Annotated in this window: 13 protein-coding genes; 5 read left to right on the plus strand and 8 right to left on the minus strand. The window is 71.9% G+C overall.

Features of this window, described 5'->3' with window-relative positions; all coding sequences use genetic code 11:
- Positions 1 to 7 precede the first annotated feature (7 nt).
- Positions 8 to 1,219 carry an acetate kinase gene (locus tag AC067U_RS34165; protein WP_478833719.1) on the minus strand — a complete coding sequence of 404 codons (1,212 nt, stop codon included), beginning with the start codon at positions 1,217 to 1,219 and terminating at the stop codon, positions 8 to 10.
- Between the two features lie 14 nt (positions 1,220 to 1,233).
- Positions 1,234 to 3,423 (minus strand): phosphate acetyltransferase, encoded by a 2,190-nt coding sequence (gene pta / locus AC067U_RS34170; protein WP_478833720.1) that lies wholly within the window; start codon positions 3,421 to 3,423, stop codon positions 1,234 to 1,236.
- 328 nt (positions 3,424 to 3,751) lie between these two features.
- On the opposite strand from pta, the gene AC067U_RS34175 reads away from it, so the two are divergent.
- The gene (locus AC067U_RS34175) at positions 3,752 to 4,777 is read left to right on the plus strand and encodes an ATP-dependent 6-phosphofructokinase (protein WP_478833721.1); all 1,026 of its coding nucleotides are present in this window, start codon (positions 3,752 to 3,754) and stop codon (positions 4,775 to 4,777) included.
- 63 nt (positions 4,778 to 4,840) lie between these two features.
- On the opposite strand, the gene AC067U_RS34180 is transcribed toward AC067U_RS34175, so the two are convergent.
- From AC067U_RS34180 to AC067U_RS34200, 5 genes are all read right to left on the minus strand, one after another.
- Positions 4,841 to 5,464, minus strand: coding sequence for a helix-turn-helix domain-containing protein (locus AC067U_RS34180; protein WP_478833772.1), 624 nt, complete (start codon positions 5,462 to 5,464; stop codon positions 4,841 to 4,843).
- Positions 5,465 to 5,931: 467 nt separating this feature from the next.
- Positions 5,932 to 8,229 carry a 1,4-alpha-glucan branching enzyme gene (gene glgB / locus AC067U_RS34185; RefSeq protein ID WP_478833722.1) on the minus strand — a complete coding sequence of 766 codons (2,298 nt, stop codon included), beginning with the start codon at positions 8,227 to 8,229 and terminating at the stop codon, positions 5,932 to 5,934.
- A complete protein-coding gene (locus AC067U_RS34190) occupies positions 8,226 to 9,689 on the minus strand; it encodes a maltokinase N-terminal cap-like domain-containing protein (RefSeq protein WP_478833723.1) in 1,464 nt (487 codons plus the stop codon). Before AC067U_RS34190 ends, glgB begins: the two co-directional genes overlap by 4 nt.
- Positions 9,690 to 9,950: 261 nt before the next feature.
- A complete protein-coding gene (gene treS, locus AC067U_RS34195; RefSeq protein WP_478833724.1) occupies positions 9,951 to 11,645 on the minus strand; it encodes a maltose alpha-D-glucosyltransferase in 1,695 nt (564 codons plus the stop codon).
- Entirely contained in the window at positions 11,642 to 13,630 is a 1,989-nt protein-coding gene (locus AC067U_RS34200; RefSeq protein WP_478833725.1) for an alpha-1,4-glucan--maltose-1-phosphate maltosyltransferase, read from the minus strand. The genes treS and AC067U_RS34200 overlap by 4 nt, the downstream gene beginning before the upstream one ends.
- 508 nt (positions 13,631 to 14,138) lie before the next feature.
- On the opposite strand from AC067U_RS34200, the gene glgP reads away from it, so the two are divergent.
- From glgP to AC067U_RS34220, 4 genes are all read left to right on the plus strand, one after another.
- Positions 14,139 to 16,784, plus strand: a complete 2,646-nt coding sequence (gene glgP / locus AC067U_RS34205; protein ID WP_478833726.1) for an alpha-glucan family phosphorylase — start codon at positions 14,139 to 14,141, stop codon at positions 16,782 to 16,784.
- A 251-nt stretch (positions 16,785 to 17,035) separates the two neighbouring features.
- Positions 17,036 to 18,256, plus strand: coding sequence for an acyltransferase family protein (locus AC067U_RS34210; RefSeq protein WP_478833727.1), 1,221 nt, complete (start codon positions 17,036 to 17,038; stop codon positions 18,254 to 18,256).
- Between the two features lie 174 nt (positions 18,257 to 18,430).
- Positions 18,431 to 19,123, plus strand: coding sequence for a hypothetical protein (locus tag AC067U_RS34215; RefSeq protein WP_478833728.1), 693 nt, complete (start codon positions 18,431 to 18,433; stop codon positions 19,121 to 19,123).
- Positions 19,124 to 19,277: 154 nt separating this feature from the next.
- Complete coding sequence (locus tag AC067U_RS34220) at positions 19,278 to 19,634, plus strand: hypothetical protein (protein WP_478833729.1); 357 nt, start codon at positions 19,278 to 19,280, stop codon at positions 19,632 to 19,634.
- A gap of 109 nt (positions 19,635 to 19,743) precedes the next feature.
- On the opposite strand, the gene AC067U_RS34225 is transcribed toward AC067U_RS34220, so the two are convergent.
- Complete coding sequence (locus AC067U_RS34225) at positions 19,744 to 22,014, minus strand: M4 family metallopeptidase (protein ID WP_478833730.1); 2,271 nt, start codon at positions 22,012 to 22,014, stop codon at positions 19,744 to 19,746.
- Between the last annotated feature and the right edge of the window lie 330 nt (positions 22,015 to 22,344).

The raw sequence follows: 22,344 nt of genomic DNA on the forward strand, positions 1-22,344 counted from the left end.
CAACTGACTATTCAGTAACCAGCGCGTAGCTCTGCTCGGCGATCTCCAGCTCCTCGTCCGTCGGGACCACCGCCACGGCGACCCGCGCCGAGGCCGCCGAGATCAGCCGCGGCTCGCGCGAGCGCACCGCGTTGACCTGCGGATCAAGGACCAGGCCGAGCGCGCCCAGCCCGTCCACCGCAGCCTCCCGCACCTCAGCCGAGTTCTCGCCGACCCCGGCCGTGAAGACCACCGCGTCCACCCGACCGAGCACCGCCGAATAGGCGCCGATGTACTTCTTCAGCCGGTACGCGTACGTCGCGAAGGCGCTCCGCGCCGCCTCGTCGCCCTCTCCGGCCCGGCGCAGCACCTCCCGCATGTCGTTGTCCCCGCACATGCCCAGCAGACCGCTCCGCTTGTTCAGCAGCGAGTCGATCTCGTCGACCGACAGTCCGCCGACCCGGGCCAGGTGGAAGATCACCGCCGGGTCCAGGTCGCCCGAGCGGGTGCCCATGACCAGGCCCTCCAGCGGGGTCAGTCCCATCGAGGTGTCCACGCACACCCCGCCCCGCACGGCCGAGGCCGAGGCGCCGTTGCCCAGGTGCAGCACGATGACGTTGACCTCCTCGGGGGCCTTGCCCAGCAGGGCCGCCGCGGCCCGGGACACGTAGGCGTGCGAGGTGCCGTGGAAGCCGTACCGGCGGACGGAGTACTTCGCCGCGGTCTCCGCGTCGATCGCGTACCGGGCGGCGTGGTCGGGGATCGTCGCGTGGAAGGCCGTGTCGAACACCGCCACCTGCGGGATGTCCGGGCGCAGGGAGAGCGCCACCCGGATGCCGGTGATGTTCGCCGGGTTGTGCAGCGGGGCCAGCGGCACCAGCTTCCCGATCTCGGCGAGCACCTCCTCGTCGATGACGGTGGGGGCGGTGAACCGGGTGCCGCCGTGCACCACCCGGTGGCCGACGGCCGCGAGCTCGGGGGAGTCCAGGCCCAGGCCGTCCGCGGCCAGCTCGGCCGCCACCGCCTTCAGCGCCTCCGCGTGGTCGGCGATCGGCCCGAGCCGCTCGCGCTTCCCGCGGTCGGCGGCCGAGGGTTCGTGGACCAGCCGGGAGCTCTCCTCGCCGATCCGCTCCACCAGGCCGACGGCCAGCCGGGACCGGTCCGCCATGTCGAGCAGCTGGTACTTGACCGACGAGGAGCCGGAGTTGAGGACGAGTACGCGCGATGCGGTCGCGTTCACTGGGGACGGGTTCCTTACTTCGCCGACGGAGAGGGGGACGCAGAGGGAGACGGTGAGGGGGCCTGGGACTGGATCGCGGTGATCGCGATCGTGGTGACGATGTCCTGGACCAGGGCGCCGCGCGAGAGGTCGTTGACCGGCTTGCGCAGACCCTGGAGCACCGGCCCGACCGCGACGGCGCCGGCCGAACGCTGCACGGCCTTGTACGTGTTGTTGCCGGTGTTGAGGTCCGGGAAGATCAGTACGGTGGCCCGGCCGGCAACCTCGGAGCCGGGCAGCTTGGTCGCGGCCACGTCCGCGTCCACGGCCGCGTCGTACTGGATCGGCCCCTCGATCAAGAGGTCCGGGCGCTGTGCGCGGACGAGTTCGGTGGCCTTGCGGACCTTGTCCACGTCCGCGCCGGAGCCGGAGGTGCCGGTGGAGTACGAGAGCATCGCGATCCGCGGCTCGACCCCGAAGGCGGCCGCGGTGGCGGCGGACTGCACGGCGATGTCGGCGAGTTGCTCGGCGTCCGGGTCCGGGTTGACCGCGCAGTCGCCGTAGACGAGGACCTTGTCGGCCAGGCACATGAAGAACACGGACGAGACGATCGACGCTTCGGGCTTCGCCCTCCCGTCGCCCGCCACCACCCTGCCTGACGCTCCCCCAGACTCCGTCCGGGGGGACCCCCATCGCGCGGCTGTGTTGGTCTTGATGATCTCGAAGGCGGGCCGGATGGTCGACGCGGTGGAGTGCACCGCGCCGGAGACCATGCCGTCGGCCAGGCCCTCCTGGACCATCAGGGTGCCGAAGTAGTTCACGTCGGTGACCACGTCGCCGGCCAGCTCGACGGTCATGCCCTTGTGCGCCCGGGCCTGCGCGTAGTGCTCAGCGAAACGTTCCCGCAGAGGGGAGGTGGCCGGGTCCACGATGTCGGCGCGGCCGATGTCCACGCCGAGGTCGGCGGCCTTCTTCAGCACCGCCTGGGTCTCGCCGAGCAGGGTCAGGTCGCAGACCCCGCGGCGCAGTACCACGTCGGCGGCACGCAGCACCCGCTCCTCGGTCCCCTCGGGCAGCACCACCCGGCGGCGCTCCGAACGGGCCTGTTCCAGCAGCGCGTTCTCGAACATCATCGGGGTGACCCGCTCGGACCGGGCCAGCGACAGCAGGCCGCGCAGTTCCGCGGTGTCCACGTGCCGCTCGAACAGGCCGAGGGCGGTCTCCAGCTTGCGGGGCGTCGCGGAGGTCAGCCGGCTCTGCAGGGAGAAGAGTTCGGCGGCGGTCGGGAAGCTGTTGCCGGCCACCGACACCACCGGGGTGCCCGGCGCCAGCTTCGAGGCCAGGGTCAGCACGTCCTGGCCGGGGCGCTCGCCCAGGGTCAGCAGCACGCCGGCGATCGGCGGGGTGCCGGCGGTGTGCGCGGCCAGCGCGCCGACCACCAGGTCGGAGCGGTCGCCGGGGGTGACCACCAGGCAGCCGGGGGTCAGGGCGTTGAGGAAGTTCGGCAGGTGGGCGCCGCCGAAGACGAAGTCCAGGGCGTCCCGCGCCAGACCGGCGTCGTCGCCGAGCAGCACCTCGCCGCCGAGCGCCCGGGTGATCTGGGCGACGGTCGGTGCGGCCAGGGACTTGTCGTCCGGCAGGACGTAGCAGGGGACCGGCAGCCGGGCCGCCAGCCGCCCGGCTATCGCCTCGCGGTCCTCGGCGGCCACCCGGTTCACCACCATGGCGACGACCTGGCAGCCCAGGCTCTCGTACGCGCGGTGGGCGTTGCGGGCCTCGGCGCGGACCGACTCGGCCGGCTGCCGGGTGCCGCCGACCACCGGGATGACGACGGCTCCCAGCTCGTTGGCGAGCCGGGCGTTGAGCGCCAGCTCGTCCGGCAGGTTGGTCTCGGCGTAGTCGGTGCCGAGGACCAGCATGACGTCGAAGTCGCGGGCGGCCCGCTGGTAGCGGTCGACCAGCCGGGAGACCAGCTCGTCGGTGCCCTTCTCGGCCAGCACCGCGGAGGCCTCGTGGTACTCCATGCCGAAGGCGGTCGCCGGGTCCTGCTCCAGCCGGTAGCGGCCCCTGAGCACCTCGAACAGGCGGTCGGGTGCGTCGTGCAGCAGGGGGCGGTAGACGCCGACCCGGCCCGTCTGGCGGGCCAGCAGTTCCATGATTCCCAGCTCGATGACCTGCCGGCCGTCTCCCCGGTCGATGCCGGTCAGGTACACGCTGCGCGTCACGCCTGCTCTCCGTCCGTGTCGGTGGCTGTCATGCCGGTGTGAACTTTTCCCGGTGGGGCGGGCTTGCCCCCTTGACAATACCCCTCGTGATGGATAAGGCGCTTACCGGGAGCATGACCCCGAGGTGGGGGGTAAAGGGGCCTTCGGTGTGTTTCTGTGCGGGCTACCACAGAGCGCGCCTGATCTCCCGACCGTGGAAGAATCGGACAAGCTTCGTAAACGAGCCGGAGTGAACGGTCGGAGCGAACGGCCGGGGCAAGCGGCCGGGAGTGGACGGCCGGGAGCGAACGACCAGGAGCGAACGACCAGGAGCAGGAGACACAGCACGATGCGTATCGGAGTTCTCACCGCAGGCGGCGACTGCCCGGGCCTGAACGCCGTCATCCGGTCTGTGGTGCACCGCGCCGTCGTCGGGCACGGGGACGAAGTCATCGGCTTCGAGGACGGCTTCAAGGGACTCCTCGACGGCCACTACCGTCCGCTGGACATCAACGCGGTCAGCGGCATCCTGGCCCGCGGCGGAACGATCCTGGGATCGGCCCGCCTGGAGCGCGACCGGCTGCGCGAGGCGGCCGAGAACTGCGCGGCCCTGTCCCGGAAGTACAACCTGGACGTGCTGATCCCGATCGGCGGCGAGGGCACCCTGACGGCCGCCCGCATGCTGTCCGACGCGGGCATGCCGGTGGTCGGCGTGCCGAAGACCATCGACAACGACATCTCCGCCACCGACCGCACCTTCGGCTTCGACACGGCGGTCACGGTCGCCACCGAGGCCATGGACCGGCTCAAGACCACCGCCGAGTCGCACCAGCGCGTGATGGTGGTGGAGGTGATGGGCCGGCACGCCGGATGGATCGCCCTGGAGTCCGGAATGGCCGGCGGCGCCCACGGCATCTGCCTCCCCGAGCGCCTGTTCGAGGTGGACGACCTGGTCAAGATGGTGGAGGAGCGGTTCGCCCGCGGCAAGAGGTTCGCCGTCATCTGCGTGGCCGAGGGCGCCCATCCCGCCGAGGGCTCGATGCCGTACGAGAAGGGCGCGATCGACCAGTACGGGCACGAGCGCTTCGCCGGCATCGGCAACCGGCTCGCCATCGAGCTGGAGCACCGGCTCGGCAAGGAGGCCCGGCCGGTCATCCTCGGCCACGTCCAGCGCGGCGGCGTACCCACCGCGTACGACAGGGTCCTGGCGACCCGCTTCGGCTGGCACGCGGTCGAGGCCGCCCACCGGGGGGACTTCGGCAACATGACCGCGCTGCGCGGCACCGACATCGTGATGGCGCCGCTGGCGTCCGCGGTCACGGAGCTGAAGAGGGTGCCGGAGGACCGCATGTACGAGGCCGAGTTCGTCTTCTGACGCCCGGCCCCCGGCTGCCGATCCCCGGAGCCGGCCGGCTCCCGGCCCGCCGCGGGGCCCGGGCTACTCGGCGCCCCGGGCCAGGGACCAGAAGCGGTCCACGATGTCCGCGAGGAACTCCCGGCCCGCGTCCCCGGTTCCGGCCTCGCCCATGCCGCCGCCCCAGCTGAGGGTGGTGACCATGCGCGACTGGTAGTCCGAGTGCAGGCGTTCGAGCACGAGTTCCAGATGGTCCTTGGGCACCGGCAACAGCTTGGCCAGTGGCTTGAGGTACGCCTGCCAGCGGGTGGTGACCGCGCTGCGCAGCAGCCCGGCGAGTTCCTCCTGCTTCCCGGTGGCGGCCACGAACTGCGGAAGGGTCAGGCTCAGTACGGCGGCCAGGGCCGCGGACTGCCGCTCGTTGCCCTTCCAGCGGCCGGTGTCCTCCATCTTCTGGTAGGAGTTCGCCTCCAGTCCGATCCGGCGGGCGAGGTCCTCCGGGGAGTACCCGCGGGCGATCCGGTGCTCCCGCAGGGTGACCGGCTCGGCCAGCAGGTCCCCGGGGGAGCACCACAGCACTCCCGCGAGCGCGGTCAGCTCCGCCGAACCGGGTGATGCCTCGCCGAGTTCCCAGGCCATGACGGTTTCGGGGGAGACGAGGAGTCCGTACTGGGCGCGCAGACCGTAGGCGACGTGGCCGGGCGCCATCCCCAGGGCCACGCGCAGGCGGCGGGCGGCGGGGGCGTTGAAGGGTGGGCTCTGGTGCACGAGGCACACGGTAGAAGTGGCCGGGGGGTGCCGACTACGGGCTGTTCACCCAAGGTCACAACTCGTAGGAATCTCCTAGGACGGTCGGCGCTTTGGTCCGGTTTTCCCGTGACCGCGAGGTAACCGATTAGTGGAAGATCCACTTCCGTCACTCGATGCAGTCGAGATGTGCTCACCTTTTCGGCCAAGCGTACGCGATACGTATCACGTGAGCCGCGCCACATACCCCCGGGCGGATCGAACCGGACCGACGTCACCTGCGTGACCGGTACGGGGGCCCTCGCGCACGGGGGTGGTGAGGGCCCCCGTCACGGGGCCGGGACGGGGACCGGTCGCCCGGACGGCCGGGGCCCGGGCCGGGCGCAAGCTGCGCACCGGGCTCGAACCCCGCCTCCGGGCGGTGACCGCTACGGCCTGAGCCAGACCGTGGCCAGCGGCGGCAGCGTCATCCGCAGGCTCGCCGGCCGGCCGTGGGCCGGCTCCGGCAGCGCCCGCAGCGGACGGGGGTGGTGGACGCCGCTGCCCCCGTACCGCTCGGCGTCGGTGTTCAGCACCTCCCGCCACGCCCGCGGCCCGTCCGGCACCCCGATCCGGTAGCCCTGCCGCACCACCGGGGAGAAGTTGCTGACCGCCAGCAGCGGTGAGCCGTCCGCCGCGTACCGCAGGAAGGCGAAGACGTTGTCGTCGGCCGCGTCCGCCGTCACCCAGGCGAACCCGTCCGGCACGCTGTCCCGCTCCCACAGGGAGGGCGCGGCCAGGTAGGCCCGGTTCAGGTCGGCCACCAGCTCCCGCACCCCCCGGTGGTCACCCGCCGCCGAGTAGCCGGGGTCCAGCAGCCACCAGTCCGGACCGTGCGCCTCGGACCACTCCGCCCCCTGCGCGAACTCCTGCCCCATGAAAAGCAGTTGCTTGCCCGGGTGGGCCCACATGAAGCCCAGGTAGGCCCGGTGGCCGGCGCGCTGCTGCCACCAGTCCCCGGGCATCTTCGAGACCAGTGCGCCCTTGCCGTGCACCACCTCGTCGTGCGAGATCGGCAGGACGTAGTTCTCGCTGTACGCGTACACCATCCCGAAGGTCATGTCGTGGTGGTGGTACTTCCGGTGCACCGGCTCCTTCCCCATGTAGCGGAGGGTGTCGTGCATCCAGCCCATGTTCCACTTCAGCCCGAAGCCCAGGCCCCCGGCGTCGGTCGGCCGGGTCACCCCCTCCCAGGCGGTGGACTCCTCCGCGATGGTCACCACCCCCGGGCAGCGCCGGTACACCGTGGCGTTCATCTCCTGGAGGAAGCGGACCGCGTCCCAGTTCTCCCGGCCGCCGTGCTCGTTCGGCGCCCACTCGCCGTCGTTCCGCGAGTAGTCCAGGTAGAGCATCGAGGCGACCGCGTCCACCCGGATGCCGTCCACGTGGAACTCCTGTGCCCAGTACACCGCGTTGGCCACCAGGAAGTTGCGGACCTCCTTGCGGCCGTAGTCGAACTCCAGCGTCCCCCAGTCCGGGTGCGCCGACCGGCGCGGGTCCTCGTGCTCGTACAGCGGGCGCCCGTCGAACTCCGCCAGTGCCCAGTCGTCCCGCGGGAAGTGGGCCGGCACCCAGTCGATGATCACCCCGATGCCGGCCCGGTGCAGCGAGTCGACGAGGAAGCGGAAGTCGTCGGGGCCGCCCAGCCGGGAGGTCGGCGCGTAGAAGCCGGTCACCTGGTAGCCCCAGGAGCCGCCGAAGGGGTGCTCGGCCACCGGCATGAGTTCCACGTGGGTGAAGCCGAGCTCCTTCACGTACGCGGGCAACTGCTCTGCGAGTTGCCGGTAGTCCAGCCCCGGCCGCCACGAGGCCAGGTGGACCTCGTACACCGAGAACGGCGCCTGGTGCGGCGGCCGGTTCCCCCGGTTCGCCATCCACTCCGCGTCCTGCCAGGCGTACGCGTCGGCGGTCACCACCGAGGCGGTGGCCGGGGGCACCTCGGTACGGCGGGCCATCGGGTCGGCCCGCAGGGTGTGCGAGCCGTCCGGCCTGGTGATGTCGAACTTGTAGAGGGCGCCCTCGCCGATGCCCGGCAGGAACACCTCCCACACCCCGCTCGATCCCAGTGACCTCATCGGGTGGGCCACCGGGTCCCAGCACGAGAAGTCGCCGGTGACGCGCACCCCCCGGGCGTTGGGCGCCCATACGGTGAACCGGGTGCCGGCCACCCCCTGGTGCTCCATGGGATGGGCGCCCAGGGCGGTCCACAGCTCCTCGTGCCGGCCCTCGCCGATCAGGTGCAGGTCCAGCTCGCCGAGGGCGGGCAGGAACCGGTACGGGTCGTGCACCTCGGTCTCGTGGTCGCCGTACGCCACCAGGAGCCGGTAGTCCGGCACCTCGGTGAGCGGCAGCAGCCCCGAGAACAGGCCGTCCCCGTCGTCGTGCAGCTCGGTCCGCAGGCCCTTGGCGACCACGGTCACCGACTTCGCGTACGGGCGCAGGGCCCGGACCGCCACCCCGCCCCGCAGGACCCGGGCGCCCAGCACCGCGTGCGGATCGTGGTGCCGGCCCTCCAGCAGCCGGGTCCGCTCGTCCGGATGCAGCGGGGGTGCGGGCCGCACTCCGTGCACGGGGGCCGCGGGGGCCGCGGGCGCTGCCTTGCGGGCGCGCGGTGTGCGGGGCTTCTTGGCGGGGGCGTCGCTCTTGGCGACGGGTGACGGCGGCGACGGCTGACGGGCGGCGCTCACGTGTGCGGCCTCCTCGGGGGCTGCGGGCGGGGGTGGGGGGAGGGTGCGGGCGCCCGTTTGGCGGGCGGGCGGTCGCGTTGGGAGAGGCGGCGGATGGCCGCCATCGGGACGTGCAGCCAGTCCGGGCGGTGCCGGGACTCGTAGCGGGCTTCGTAGACGGCCTTGTCCGTCTCGAACGCGCGCAGCAGCACCGGGTCCTCGCGGGGGTCGCGGCCGGTGGTGCGGGCGTAGCCCTCGCAGAAGGCGGCCCGGGCGGCGTCCGCCCAGGCCGGGGCGAAGGGCTGGTGGGAGCGGGCGGCGTAGTCGAAGCTGCGGAGCATTCCGGCGATGTCCCGGACGGCCGGTTCGGGGCGGCGGCGCTCGGCCAGCGGCCGGGCCGGCTCGCCCTCGAAGTCGATCAGTGACCAGGTGCCGTCGGCGGTCCGCAGGGTCTGGCCCAGGTGCAGGTCGCCATGGATCCGCTGGGCGGGCACGGCCAGTCCGCGGGAGGCGGCCAGTGCGTCGAAGGCGCCGCGCAGCCCGGCCTCGTACGGCCGCAGGGCGGGCACCTCGCGGACGGTGGCGGCCAGCCGGGCGGTCATCCCGGCCGCCAGCCGGGCCGTGCGCTCCGGGTCCAGGGCCACCGTCGGCAGCGCGGTCGCCAGTGCGCTGTGCACCTCGGCGGTGGCCCGGCCCAGCGCGTGCGCCTCGGTGGTGAAGTCGGCGCCGGCGCTCAGCTTGCGCAGCGCGAGCTGCCAGCCGTCGTGCGAGCCGCGCAGGTACGGCTGGAGCACGCCCAGGGTCAGCGGCTCCGGGCCGCCCCGGTCGCCGGGGGTGCCGCCGGGCAGGTCCGCCTCGTACCAGGCGACCGGGGCCGGCACCCGGCCGCAGCCGGCGGCGGCCAGCGCCCGGGGCAGCTCCAGGTCCGGGTTGACCCCGGGGCCGACCCGGCGGAACACCTTGAGGATGTACGAATCCCCGTAGATCAGCGAGGAGTTGGTCTGCTCGCCGGAGAGCGGCCGGGGTGCCAGGGCGGCCGGGATCAGGGCCATCGGGTCCCGGTCGAAGCGGAGCGGGCCGAGGACCCCGGGGGAGCGCAGCCGTTCCAGCAGCAGTGCGGCGAGGCGGGGATCGCCGAGTCCCTCGTAGACGAACTGGCCGGCGTACGGTCCGGTCTCGGCGCGTCCGATCAGGGCGGGCGCGAGGGCGGGCGGCAGGGCCGGCCGGACGCCGAGCAGCAGCTGGTAGCAGTCGCCGTCGACGTCCACCAGCAGGTGCAGCAGGCCGGGGACCACCCGGGGCGGGAGCAGGTCCGCCGCCGAGACGAGCTCGACCCGGCCGATCTCGCGGCCCTTGCCGGCGAACCAGCGCTGGTGGGGCAGCCAGGCGCGGAGCATGGGCTCCAGCGGGCCGAGCCGGTCGGCGGCGAGGCGGCCGTGGCCGCCGCGCGGGCGGCTCCGGGCGGATGCAGCCTCTGACATGGCGTTGCGTCCTTTCCCCGGGGCCGTCATGGAATGCGCAGAGTGTCCCGGATTGCTGTGATTGCTGTCCGGCGATGGGCGAGTGTCGGGTCAGGATGATCCGTACAGGGACGGCGATTGACCCGTTCGCCGCCGGGGCCGGGCACGTGGTGCGTGCGGTGGGTTGCGTGCGGTGGGGGTGCGGTGCGGTGCTGTGCGGTGGGGGTGCGGAGCGGTGGGACGGAGGCCGGCACGGGATGGGCGCCGGCCTCCGTGCGGCCGTCACTCCCCGTGCAGGCGGAACCAGTAGAAGCCGTGGCCCGCCAGGGTCAGCAGGTACGGCCACTCGCCGATCGGCGGGAAGCGCACGTCACCCGTGAGCTCCACCGGGACCCGCCCGTTGAACGACCGCAGGTCCAGCTCGGTCGGCTGCGCGAAGCGGGAGAAGTTGTGCACGCAGAGCACGAGGTCGTCGCCGTACTCCCGCAGGAACGCCAGCACCGCCGGGTTGGACGACGGCAGTTCCGTGTACGAGCCGAGGCCGAAGGCGGGGTTCGCCTTGCGGACCTCGATCAGCCGGCGGGTCCAGTGCAGCAGGGAGGAGGGCGAGGACATCGCCGCTTCGACATTGGTGACCTGGTACCCGTAGACCGGGTCCATGATGACCGGCAGGTTGAGCCTGCCCGGATCGCAGGAGGAGAAACCGGCGTTGCGGTCCGGCGTCCACTGCATCGGGGTGCGGACCCCGTCCCGGTCGCCCAGCCAGATGTTGTCGCCCATGCCGATCTCGTCGCCGTAGTAGAGGATCGGCGAGCCCGGCAGGGACAGCAGCAGGGCGGTGAACAGCTCGATCTGGTGCCGGTCGTTGTCGAGCAGGGGCGCGAGCCGGCGCCGGATGCCGACGTTGGCCCGCATCCGCGGGTCCTTGGCGTACTCGGCGTACATGTAGTCGCGTTCCTCGTCCGTGACCATTTCGAGGGTGAGCTCGTCGTGGTTGCGGAGGAAGATGCCCCACTGGCAGCGTGCCGGGATCTCCGGCGTCTTGGCGAGGATCTCGGAGACGGGGTACCGGCTCTCCCTGCGCACCGCCATGAAGATGCGCGGCATCACGGGGAAGTGGAACGCCATGTGGCACTCGTCCCCGCCCGAGCGGAAGTCGCCCAGGTAGTCGACCACGTCCTCCGGCCACTGGTTGGCCTCGGCCAGCAGGACCGTGTCCGGGTAGTGCGCGTCGATCTCGGCCCGCACCCGCTTGAGGAAGGTGTGGGTGCGGGGGAGGTTCTCGCAGTTGGTGCCCTCCTCGGCGAACAGGTACGGGACCGCGTCGAGCCGGAACCCGTCGATGCCCAGGTCCAGCCAGAACCGCAGCGCCGAGATGATCTCGTCCTGCACCTTGGGGTTCTCGTAGTTGAGGTCCGGCTGGTGCGAGAAGAACCGGTGCCAGTAGTACTGCTTGCGGACCGGGTCGTAGGTCCAGTTGGACGTCTCGGTGTCGATGAAGATGATCCGGGCGTCCTGGTACTGCTTGTCGTTGTCGGCCCACGTGTAGTAGTCGCCGTACGGCCCGTCCGGGTCCTTGCGGGACTGCTGGAACCACTCGTGCTGGTCGCTCGTGTGGTTCATGACGAAGTCGATGATCACCCGCATGCCCCGCTGGTGCGCGGCGTCCACGAACTCCACGAAGTCGGCGAGATCGCCGAACTCGGGGAGGACGGAGGTGTAATCGGAGACGTCGTAGCCGCCGTCCCGCAGGGGTGAGGCGAAGAACGGCGGCAGCCAGAGGCAGTCGATGCCGAGCCACTGGAGGTAGTCCAGTTTGGCGGTCAGCCCCTTGAGGTCGCCCACCCCGTCCCCGTTGCTGTCGTGGAAGGAGCGGACCAGCACCTCGTAGAAGACCGCCCGCTTGAACCAGTCGGGATCGCGGTCCTTGGCGGGGGTGTCCTCGAAGGTGTCGTGGACGGGATCGTTGATCATCATGTGGTGGGTGACCCTCCGGTGGGCGGGGACGGTCGCAGGGCGGCCAGTACATGCGCGGGCGTTCGCCCCGGCTCCAGACGCACGTAGTTCGCCCTGCCCCAGTGGTAGGTCTCGCCGGTGAGCTCGTCGCGCACCGCGAGGGACCCGTGCCAGTCGAGGCCGAGTACCGGCATGTCCAACGAGACGGTCGCCTCCTGGGTGTGGTGCGGATCGAGGTTGACGACCACCAGTACGGAATTGGCTCCGGAATGCTTGGAGTAGGCGATCACCTGTTCGTTGTCGGTCGAGTGGAAATGGAGGTCGCGCAGCTGCTGGAGCGCCGGATGCCGCCGGCGCAGCCGGTTCAGCTGGGTGATCAGCGGGGCGATGGTCCGCCCCTCCCGCTCGGCGGCCGCCCAGTCCCGCGGCCGGAACTGGTACTTCTCCGAGTCCAGGTACTCCTCCGAGCCCTCCCGCACCGGGGTGTTCTCGCACAGCTCGTAGCCCGCGTAGACCCCCCAGGCCGGGGACAGGGTCGCGGCGAGCACCGCCCGCACCTCGAAGGCGGGCCGGCCGCCGTGCTGCAGGTACTCGTGCAGGATGTCGGGGGTGTTCACGAAGAAGTTCGGCCGCATCACGGAGGCGGTCTCGCAGGACAGCTCCCGGAGGTACTCGGTCAGCTCCGCCTTGGTGTTCCGCCAGGTGAAATAGGTGTACGACTGCTGGAAGCCGACGGACGCCAGCGCCCGCATCATCGCCGGCCGGGTGAACGCCTCGGCCAGGAAGATCACGTCGGGGTCGGTCTTCCCGATCTCCCCGATCACCTTCTCCCAGAACACCACCGGCTTGGTGTGCGGGTTGTCGACCCGGAAGATCCGGACCCCGTGGGCCATCCAGTGCCGCAGCACCCGCAGGGTCTCGGCCACGATCCCGGCCATGTCCGTGTCGAAGTGCACCGGGAAGATGTCCTGGTACTTCTTCGGCGGGTTCTCGGCGTACGCGATGGTCCCGTCGGCCCGGTGCCGGAACCACTCCGGGTGCTTCTCCACCCACGGGTGGTCGGGCGAGCACTGCAGGGCGAAGTCCAGCGCCACCTCCATCCGCAGCTCCCCGGCCCGCGCCACGAAGTGGTCGAAGTCCTCCATGGTGCCGAGGTCCGGGTGGACCGCGTCGTGGCCGCCCTCCGGGGAGCCGATGGCCCACGGCACGCCCGGGTCCCAACGGTCGGCCGAGAGGGAGTTGTTGGCCCCCTTGCGGAAGGTGGTGCCGATGGGGTGCACCGGCGGCAGGTACACCACGTCGAAGCCCATGGCGGCGATGGCCGGGAGCCGTTCGGCAGCGGTCCGGAAGGTGCCGCTGACCGGCGGCCGCCCCTCCTCGACGACCGCGCCCTCGGACCGCGGGAACATCTCGTACCAGGAACCGAACAGCGCCCGCTTGCGCTCCACCAGCACCGCGACCGGCTTCGCCGAGGTCACCAGCTCCCGGTAGGGCCGGCGGGCGAAGGCCTCGTCCACCTCGGCGGTCAGCGCCGCCCGCAGCCGGACCCGCGGATCACCCTCCGCCCGCATCAGCTCGGCGGCCCGCAGCACCGCCTCCCGGCCGTCCTTCTTCGGGATCCGGACGGCCGCCCGCTCGTAGAGCTCGGCACCCTCCAGCAGCATCAGCTCGCCGTCGATGCCCGCCGGCACCTTGATCAGCGCCGCCGACCGCCAGGTGGCGACGGGATCGCTCCACGCCTCGACGGTGTACGTCCACCTCCCCTCCAGCTCGGCGGAGACGCGGGCCCCCCACCGGTCGGTGCCGGGGGCCAGCTCCCGCATCGGGACGGGCGCCCGCAGCCGCCCCTTGGGGTCCCGCAGCACCACGTGGGCGGCAACGGCGTCGTGTCCCTCCCGGAACACGGTGGCGGATACTTCGAAGACCTCGTCCACCACCGCCTTGGCGGCTCTGGCACCGCAATCGACGGCAGGGCGGACGTCCAGCACGGGAATGCGACCGATCATGATGTGATCACCTGGGGGAGGTTCGCAGGGCTCGGTGACACCAGCTCCGCCGGCCCGGGGTGTCCGGGCGGCGGATCAGCGGGTAGTGCACGCTCTGTTCGCTCTGTTTCTAGCCGCTCCGTCGACGGCTGGGCTGCGGGCATGGCCGCTCCTGTCCGCGTTCACTCGGGTGGCGGGAGGGGTGCTTGCGGGTGTGCCGTGCGCGTACGCGCAGAGCCCTTCCCACTCCCGCCCCGTGCAACCGTCCGTGTTGGTTAACTACTCGTACGTAGTCGCACGACCGAAGTGAACCCGTGGACCGGCATTGACCCCGGCTTCGTCAAGTCACCTTCGGGCACGGTCCTGTTGACGGCCCCGACCACTGTTCGAAGGGTTCCGGCCGTAGTCGGGGGATCCGTCCGAGTCCCCGGCGCGGGGAGGGCGGCGGCACTAGCCTTCACGGGGTGATGACCGGAAGCACAGCGTGGTGCTCCGCTTCGATCCGCAAACGCCTGCGAAGGTGGAACGTGTGAAGGCTATCCGTCGATTCACCGTGCGCCCCGTCCTGCCTGAACCACTGCTGCCGCTCGCCGGCCTCGCTCGAAATCTGCGCTGGTCGTGGCATGCCGAGACCCGAGAACTCTTCCACAGCGTCGACCCCGAGGGCTGGCACGCCGCGGGCGGGGACCCCGTCCGGCTGCTGGGCTCCGTATCCGATGACCGTTTGCAAACGTTGGCCCGCGATCGGAGGTTCCTGCGGAGGCTCGCCGCGGCGGCCGCCGATCTCGACGACTACCTGACCGGGGAGAGGTGGTACCAGTCCCACCCGTCGGGCGCGGAGCTGCCCGCCGCGGTCGCCTACTTCTCACCCGAGTTCGGGATCACCGCCGCCCTGCCGCAGTACTCCGGCGGCCTCGGCATCCTCGCCGGGGACCACCTCAAGGCCGCCAGCGACCTCGGCATCCCGCTCGTCGGGGTCGGGCTCCTCTACCGGCACGGGTACTTCCGCCAGTCCCTCTCCCGGGACGGCTGGCAGCAGGAGCACTACCCGGTGCTCGACCCCAACGAACTGCCCGTCGCCCTGCTCCGGGACGAGGACGGATCCCCCGCCCGGGTGACCCTCACCCTGCCCGGGGGCCGGGCCCTGCACGCCCACGTCTGGCAGGCCCGCGTCGGCCGGGTCCCGCTGCTGCTGCTCGACTCCGACGTCGAGGACAACGACTCCGCCGCCCGCGAGGTGACCGACCGGCTCTACGGCGGCGGCAGCGACCACCGGCTGCTGCAGGAGATGCTGCTGGGCATCGGCGGGGTGCGGGCCGTGCGCACGTACTGCCGGATCAGCGGTCACCCCGCGCCCGAGGTGTTCCACACGAACGAGGGACACGCCGGATTCCTCGGACTGGAACGCATAAGGGAACTCGCCGGGGAGCAGGGCCTCGACTTCGACGCCGCCGTGGAGGCGGTGCGCGCCGGGACCGTGTTCACCACCCACACCCCGGTGCCCGCGGGCATCGACCGGTTCGACCGGTCCCTGGTCGCCCGGCACTTCGGGGAGGGCGGCGAACTGGCCGGCGTACCCGTCGAGCGGATCCTCCAGCTGGGCGCCGAGAGTTACCCCGGCGGAGATCCCGGGGTGTTCAACATGGCGGTGATGGGGCTCCGGCTGGCCCAGCGGGCCAACGGGGTGTCCACCCTGCACGGGGCCGTCTCCCGGGAGATGTTCGCCGGGCTCTGGCCCGGGTTCGACCCCGCCGACGTGCCCATCACCTCGGTGACCAACGGCGTGCACGCGCCGACCTGGGTGGCGCCCGAGGTGATGCGGCTGGGCGCCCGGCAGATCGGGGCCGGGCGGACCGAGGACGCGCTGTCCGTGGGCGGTTCGCAGCGCTGGGACGCGGTGGCCGACATCCCCGACCAGGACATCTGGGACCTGCGGCGGGGCCTGCGCGAACAACTGGTGCAGGAGGTGCGCGAGCGGCTGCGCGCCTCCTGGCGGCAGCGTGGCGCCGGGGCCGCCGAGCTCGGCTGGGTGGACTCGGTGCTCGACCCGGACGTGCTCACCATCGGGTTCGCCCGCCGGGTGCCCTCGTACAAGCGGCTCACCCTGATGCTGCGCGACCCGGAACGGCTGCGCCGGCTGCTGCTCGACCCCGACCGGCCGGTGCAGATCGTGGTCGCCGGCAAGGCGCACCCCGCCGACGACGGCGGGAAGCGCCTGGTGCAGGAGCTGGTCCGGTTCACCGACGACCCGCGGGTCCGGCACCGGATCGTCTTCCTCCCCGACTACGGCATGGCCATGGCGCAGAAGCTCTACCCGGGCTGCGACGTCTGGCTGAACAACCCCCTCCGCCCGCTGGAGGCGTGCGGCACCAGCGGGATGAAGGCGGCGCTCAACGGCTGTCTCAACCTGTCGGTGCTGGACGGCTGGTGGGACGAATGGTTCGAGCCCGACTTCGGCTGGGCCATTCCCACCGCCGACGGGGACACCGACGAGGAGCGGCGGGACGACCTGGAGGCCGCCGCCCTCTACGAGCTGATCGAGCGGCGGGTGGCCCCCCGGTTCTACGACCGGACCGGACCGGGCCGGCTGCCGGCGCGGTGGATCGAGATGGTCCGCCGCACCCTGGTCTCGCTGGGGCCGAAGGTGCTCGCGGGGCGGATGGTGCGGGAGTACGTCGAGCGCCTCTACGCGCCCGCGGCCCTGGCCCACCGCGCCCTCACCCCGGAGGCGGCCCGGGACCTGGCCGCCTGGAAGGGCCGCGTCCGGGACTGCTGGCCGCGGGTGTCGGTGGGCCACGTGGAGGCGCTGGCCGCCGCCCCGGTCAACGGGACCGCCGAACTGGGCGCCACGCTCACCCTCCGGGTGCAGGCCGCCCTGGACACGCTCGGCCCCGAGGAGGTGGAGGTGGCGGCCGTCGCGGGCCGGGTGGACGCGCAGGACGTGATCCGGGACGCGCGCGCCTTCCCGCTCAAGCCGGCCGCCGGGCCGGACCTGGAGGGCCGCTGGGTGTTCGAGGGACCCCTATCCCTGGACCGCACCGGGCCGTTCGGCTACACCGTACGGATCCTGCCGGCGCACCCGCTGCTGGCGACGGCGGCCGAACTCGGGCTGGTCGCCGCCCCGCCGGAGTCGGCGGGGGGCGCGGCGGGCGGGGGCGGCGTACCGCTGCGCTGACGCGGAGGGCCCGGCCCGGGGCGGGCGGCGGATCGACCGCCGCCCGCCCGCTCTTTTCCGGAGTGGAAGCGGAATTTCCGGATTTATGGCGGGAGGCGGCCACTGGCCGCTTCTGGGAGATCTTGGGATATCTCTTCGGTGTCAAGCCGATATGCCCCCTTCGCAGCATGGTGTCACCGGCTCCGGCCGCCGGGCCGCACGCCCCCGGCCGGACCGGCACACGCCCACACGCCACCGGAAAGGGATCCACCATGTCGATCGACACCAGACGAGGACAGGCCGCCAGGCTGCCCTCGCTCACCGGACTCCGGTTCATCGCGGCGCTGCTCGTCTTCGCCGTGCACGCCACCCAGCTCCCGTACATCGGCGGCCGGCTCGGGCTGGACCTGAACCAGATGTTCGCCCGCTCCGGGGCCTACGGGGTGACCTTCTTCTTCGTCCTCAGCGGCTTCGTCCTGACCTGGGCGGCCAGACCAGGTGACAGTGCAAGCGGAACCCTGCGGCGGAGGCTGGTGAAGATCTTCCCCAACCACCTCGCCACCTTCGGAATCACCGCGGCGCTGATGCTGGCCTTCGCCGACGCCTTCACCGCCGAGGGCTCCGTCGCCAACTTCTTACTCCTGCACGCGTGGTCCCCCGAGCGCCACGTCTCCTCCTCCATGAACCAGGCCAGCTGGTCGCTCTCCTGCGAGCTGTTCTTCTACCTCGCCTTCCCGCTGCTGCTGCCGCTGCTGAAGCGGGTTCCGGTGCGCCGGCTCTGGCCGCTCGCCGCCGCGCTGGTCGCGCTGACCTGGCTGGTCCCCCTGGCCGCCCGGGAGCTGATCGGCGGAGCCCCGCTGGGCCTTCCGCCGTACGGCTCCGTCTCCTACGAGCAGCTCTGGTTCGTCTACACCTTCCCGCCGGTCCGGGCCCTGGAATTCGTCCTGGGCATGGTGGTCGCCCGTCTGGTCATGACGGGTTCCTGGCCCCGGGTCGGCCTGCTGCCCTCGCTGCTGATCGCGGCCGGCGGCTACGCGATGGCCTCGAAGGTCCCGTACTTGTTCGGCATCGGTGGCACCGGCGCGATGTGGCTCGTCCCGCTGGTGGCCGCCGCGGCCACGGCCGATGTCCGGGGGTCCGCCTCGCCGTTCCGGGGCGCCGTCCTGGTCCGGCTCGGCGAACTGTCCTTCGCCTTCTACCTGGTGCACGGCATGGCGCTGGTCTTCTTCTACCGCTGGGCGGTGAACGGTGCGCAGCTGACGACGGGCGTCGGGGCGGCCCTGCTGTTCGCCGTCCTCGCCTTCAGCCTGCTGGCCTCCCACCTGCTGTACACGTACGTGGAGCAGCCGCTGATGCGTCGGCTGGGCGCCACCCGCAGGGTGCGCGGGAGCGACGCGTCCCACGGCGCACCGGCCGACGGTGAGCTCGTCCTCGCCGGCGAGCCGGCGGTGACGGACGTGACGGAGCGGGAGCGCGCGTCCGTCCGGGTCTGACATCCACGGTGTGCCCGACGGAGAGGGGCCCGGCCGCGCGGCCGGGCCCCTCTCCGGGTGAACCTCCGAACGCCCCTGGGCGGGGAAACGTTTCAGCGAGGCGCTCCGCTTCTACGCTCCCCGCGGGGTGCCGACCGGACCGGTACCCAACGCCTGTGGAAGAACGGAACCCCCATGCGTCTTCGTACCACCGCGGCGGCCTTCGCCGGCGCGTTCGCCCTCGTCCTCCCCGTCTCCGGCCAGGACGCGGCGTTCGCCTCGGACGGGGCCACCCTGAACTACACCTACTTCGCCGGTGGCGACGAGCGGCACGGGCGGCTCCACCCGGCCTCGACGCACACGTGCTACCTGCTGGGCGGCACCTCGCCGAACCGGCCGGCGGTGGAGGCGGCCAACCGGACGCCCCTGGTGGCCCTGCTGTTCGACGACGACGCGTGCTCGGGGGAACCGGTGGCGGTGCTCGGACCTGACGAGCAGGAGGACGGCTTCGAGGCGGTCGCGGTCCGGTTCGAGCGGCAGCGGGACCAGGACCGGCCCTCGGGCGGCGGCGGCAACGGAGGTGACGGCCGCGACCCGTGGGACGAGGCGTACGAGGGGGACGAATGGGGGGAGGGAAGCCCGTGGGACAACGAGGACCCGTGGGAGGACGACGACCCGTGGGACGACGAGGACCCGTGGGACGACGAGCGGGACCGGGCCGAGGAGGGCGAGCCGGCGGACAACAGCCGGGGCGACGAGGACCCCGCCCCGGCGGAGGGGCGGCGGGACGGCCGGGAGCGGCCCGGCGACGAGGGGCGGGTCGGGCGGGCCTCCACCGCGGACCTGCTCGACGCCATCTTCCGCGAGGCGTTCCGCGCCCGGTCCTGACCCGTGTGCCCTGACCCGTGTGCCCGGGACCCGCACGCCCTGACCCGCACGCCCTGAGCCGCCTGCCCGCCCCGCCGGGCCCCTTCGGGTGAACCTGGGGAACACCGGGGGAGCGTGCCCCCGCGGCCGGGCGGCCGCTCCTACGCTGCCGCGCATGCACCTCCGTACCCGCACCGCCGCGACCACAGCCGTCGCCGCCGCTGCCGCCGCCTTCGCCGTGCTGCCCGCCGCCGGGACGTCCGCCGCCGCCTCCGGCGGCGTGGAGTACACGTACACCGACGCGTGGGGCCGGGAGACCACCGCCGTCCTCGTCGACCCCGAGGACGGGGTGTGCATCGCGTTCCCCGAGCTGGCCGCCACCCCGGCCTTCCGCACCGTCAACGAGTCCAGCTCCCCGGCCCTGCTCTACGGGGACCGGGGGTGCAGCGGCCAGCCGCTCGACAAGGTCCTGCCGGGTCGCGACTCCGAGGTCCGCGTCTTCGCCGTACGGCTCATCCCCGACGAGGACTGACCGGCCCGTTGGCGACGTGGAACGGCCCGGGGACCTGGGGTCCCCGGGCCGTTCCCGGTTCGGTCGTGCCGTGCCCCGCGGTGTGCCGGGGCGGGTCGGCGGAAGCGGATCAGAAGGTCAGCTTCCAGCTGTTGATGTAGCCGGTGTCGATGCTGGCGAGGTCCGCCACGCGCAGCTTCCACACGCCGTTCGCGACCTCGGAGGAGGCGTTCACGGTGAAGGACTGGACGATGTTGTCCGCGCTGCCGCCGGTGCGGTTCCGCAGGTTGTAGACGGTGCCGTCGGGGGCGACCAGGTCGACCCGCAGGTCACCGACGTAGGTGTGGACGATGTTGACGTCCACCTTCAGGGTGCTCGGCGCGTTGCCGGAGCGGGTGACGGTGATCGGGGACTCGACGGTGGAGTTGTCCGCGATCTGGTAGTCGTTCGTGTTCTCGAAGACGTTCTGCTGGCTGGTGCCGACGGTCCAGGTGAAGGACGCGGTGCCGCTCTTGCTCGCCGAGTCGGTCACCGTGACGGTCACGTTGGAGGTGCCGGCCGTGGTGGCCGTACCCGAGATCAGACCGGTGGACGCGTTGATCGACAGGCCGGCCGGCAGGCCGGTCGCCGCGTAGCTCAGCGCGCCCGGGTTGGTGCTGGTGGCCTGGACCTGGAGGCTCACCGCGGTGTTGATCTGGGTGTTCTGGTTGGCGATCGGCTGGACCGTCACACCGTCGTTGATGCGCGGGCCGACGTTGATCGCGGCCCAGGCGTTGGCGACGTTGTTGTAGATGGTCGAGCCCTGGCCGTACAGGTCGGCGGCGGCCTTCAGGGTCTGGACCCGGGCGTCGGCGTAGTTGGTGTTGGACTTGAAGTAGCCCACCGTCAGCGCGCGGAACCAGATCTTCGAGGCGGCGTCCCGGCCGATCGCGGTGACCGGCAGGCCGTCGGAGGTCGGCGAGTCGTAGCTCACGCCGTTGATGACCTTCTGCCCGGAGCCCTCGGAGGCCAGGTAGTACCAGTGGTTGGCCGGACCCGAGGAGTAGTGGACGTCGATGCCGCCGAGGCCGGAGTACCAGGCGTCCTTGGAGGAGCCGTCCTTGCTCGGCTTGTCCATGTAGCGCAGCGGGGTGCCGTCGCCGTTGATGTCGATCTTCTCGCCGACCAGGTAGTCGCCGACGTCGGTCGGGTTGTTGGCGTAGAACTCGACCGCGGCGGCCATGATGTCGGAGGTCGCCTCGTTCAGACCGCCGGGCTCACCGCTGTAGGTCATGTTGCCGGTGACCGAGGTCAGACCGTGGGTCATCTCGTGCGCGGCCACGTCCGTCGAGGTGAGCGGCTTGTTGTTGCCCTCGCCGTCGCCGTACGTCATGCAGAAGCAGGAGTCGCTCCAGAACGCGTTGACGTAGGCGTTGCCGTAGTGGACCCGGGTGTACGGGGCGACGCCGTCGTTGCGCAGGCCGTTGCGGCCGTGCACGTTCTTGTAGTAGTCCCAGGTGACCGCCGCGCCGTAGTGGGCGTCCGCGCCGGCCGTCTCCAGGTTGGAGGGCAGGCCGTTGCCCCAGGTGTCGTCCGGGCCGGAGAACAGCGTGCCGGTGCCGGAGCCGGTGCCACGGTTGAGGTTGTAGGTCTTGTGGCTGCCGCGCGCGGCGTCGGTCAGGTTCCAGGTGCTGCCCGACTGCGTGGTGCCCAGGGTGACCTGGCCGCTGTACATGGTGTTGCCGGTGCCGGTCTCGATGGCCTGCCACTCGGTGATCTTGGCGCCGGTCCTGGCGTCGGTGATCACGTGCAGCTCGTTCGGGGTGCCGTCGTGCTGGAATCCACCGACGACGGTCTCGTAGGCGAGCACCGGGGCACCCGTGGCGGCCCAGATCACCTTGCGGGCGTTCTTCGAGGCCTTGGCGTCCTTGGAACCTTCGGCCTTGGCGGCGGAGAGCGCCTGGCCCTCGGCGGCGGCCGGGGTGACCGTGGCGTCCGTGGTGGCGACCTTGATCTCGTGGTTGGTCGCCTTGGTCACGCTCTTGGTGACCCCGCCCTTGGCGTGCACCGTGAGGTCGCCGCCGTGGACCGGGAGGCCGGCGTAGGTCCGCTCGTAGGTGGTGTGCGTGGTGCCGTCCGCGTCCTTGACGACATCGCGGACGATCAGCTTCTCCTGGCCGCCGAGGCCGAGGGCCTTGGCCGCCTGGGTGGTGCCGGAGTTCGCCTCGGCGAGGAGCGTCGCACGCTCCGAGGGGCTCAGCTTCATGGGCGCCGCGCCCGGGTTGGGCTGGACGGCGCGGTTCGCCTGCGACGCGGTGGCGTCGGCGGAGGCCGTCGTGGTCTGCATGCCGACGGCGAGCAGTGCCGCTGCGGCTACGAGAGCGCCGGCCGCGGTGGCACGCCGGTGGGGGGTGGGACTCAACGCAGACTCCTTCTGCAGGGGGGTTCCGGACGGCTGGGTGGGGCCTCCGGGCAGAGCAGGGCTGAGCGATGGCCGTGCAGTGGCTGTGCGAACGCTGTGCGAAGAACGGATCGAAGCGTGCCAGCTCCCGGCTGAACTGTCAGGGTCGCGTCAAAAGGTTGGCCGGAAATGGTCCGTTGTCCGAAGTGGCAGGTTCGATATGCGAACCGTTCACCTTCGTTCGCGCCGAGGCCCGTGTCCAGGCCCGTGCCGGCCCGCGTAGAGTCGGTCCAGAATGCGGAATCTGATGTACCGGATGCTAACGAACGGGCAACATGAGGCTGCATTGAA

The organism is Streptomyces sp. NPDC043853, from assembly GCF_056436025.1.

Coding starts and splice junctions, on each gene's coding strand:
- AC067U_RS34175 (WP_478833721.1), top strand. CDS start 3,752: ATGCGTATCGGAGTTCTCACCGCAGGCGGCGACTGCCCGGGCCTGAAC.
- AC067U_RS34215 (WP_478833728.1), top strand. CDS start 18,431: ATGCGTCTTCGTACCACCGCGGCGGCCTTCGCCGGCGCGTTCGCCCTC.
- AC067U_RS34200 (WP_478833725.1), bottom strand. CDS start 13,630: ATGATCGGTCGCATTCCCGTGCTGGACGTCCGCCCTGCCGTCGATTGC.
- AC067U_RS34220 (WP_478833729.1), top strand. CDS start 19,278: ATGCACCTCCGTACCCGCACCGCCGCGACCACAGCCGTCGCCGCCGCT.
- AC067U_RS34210 (WP_478833727.1), top strand. CDS start 17,036: ATGTCGATCGACACCAGACGAGGACAGGCCGCCAGGCTGCCCTCGCTC.
- AC067U_RS34190 (WP_478833723.1), bottom strand. CDS start 9,689: ATGTCAGAGGCTGCATCCGCCCGGAGCCGCCCGCGCGGCGGCCACGGC.
- AC067U_RS34180 (WP_478833772.1), bottom strand. CDS start 5,464: ATGGCGCCCGGCCACGTCGCCTACGGTCTGCGCGCCCAGTACGGACTC.
- treS (WP_478833724.1), bottom strand. CDS start 11,645: ATGATGATCAACGATCCCGTCCACGACACCTTCGAGGACACCCCCGCC.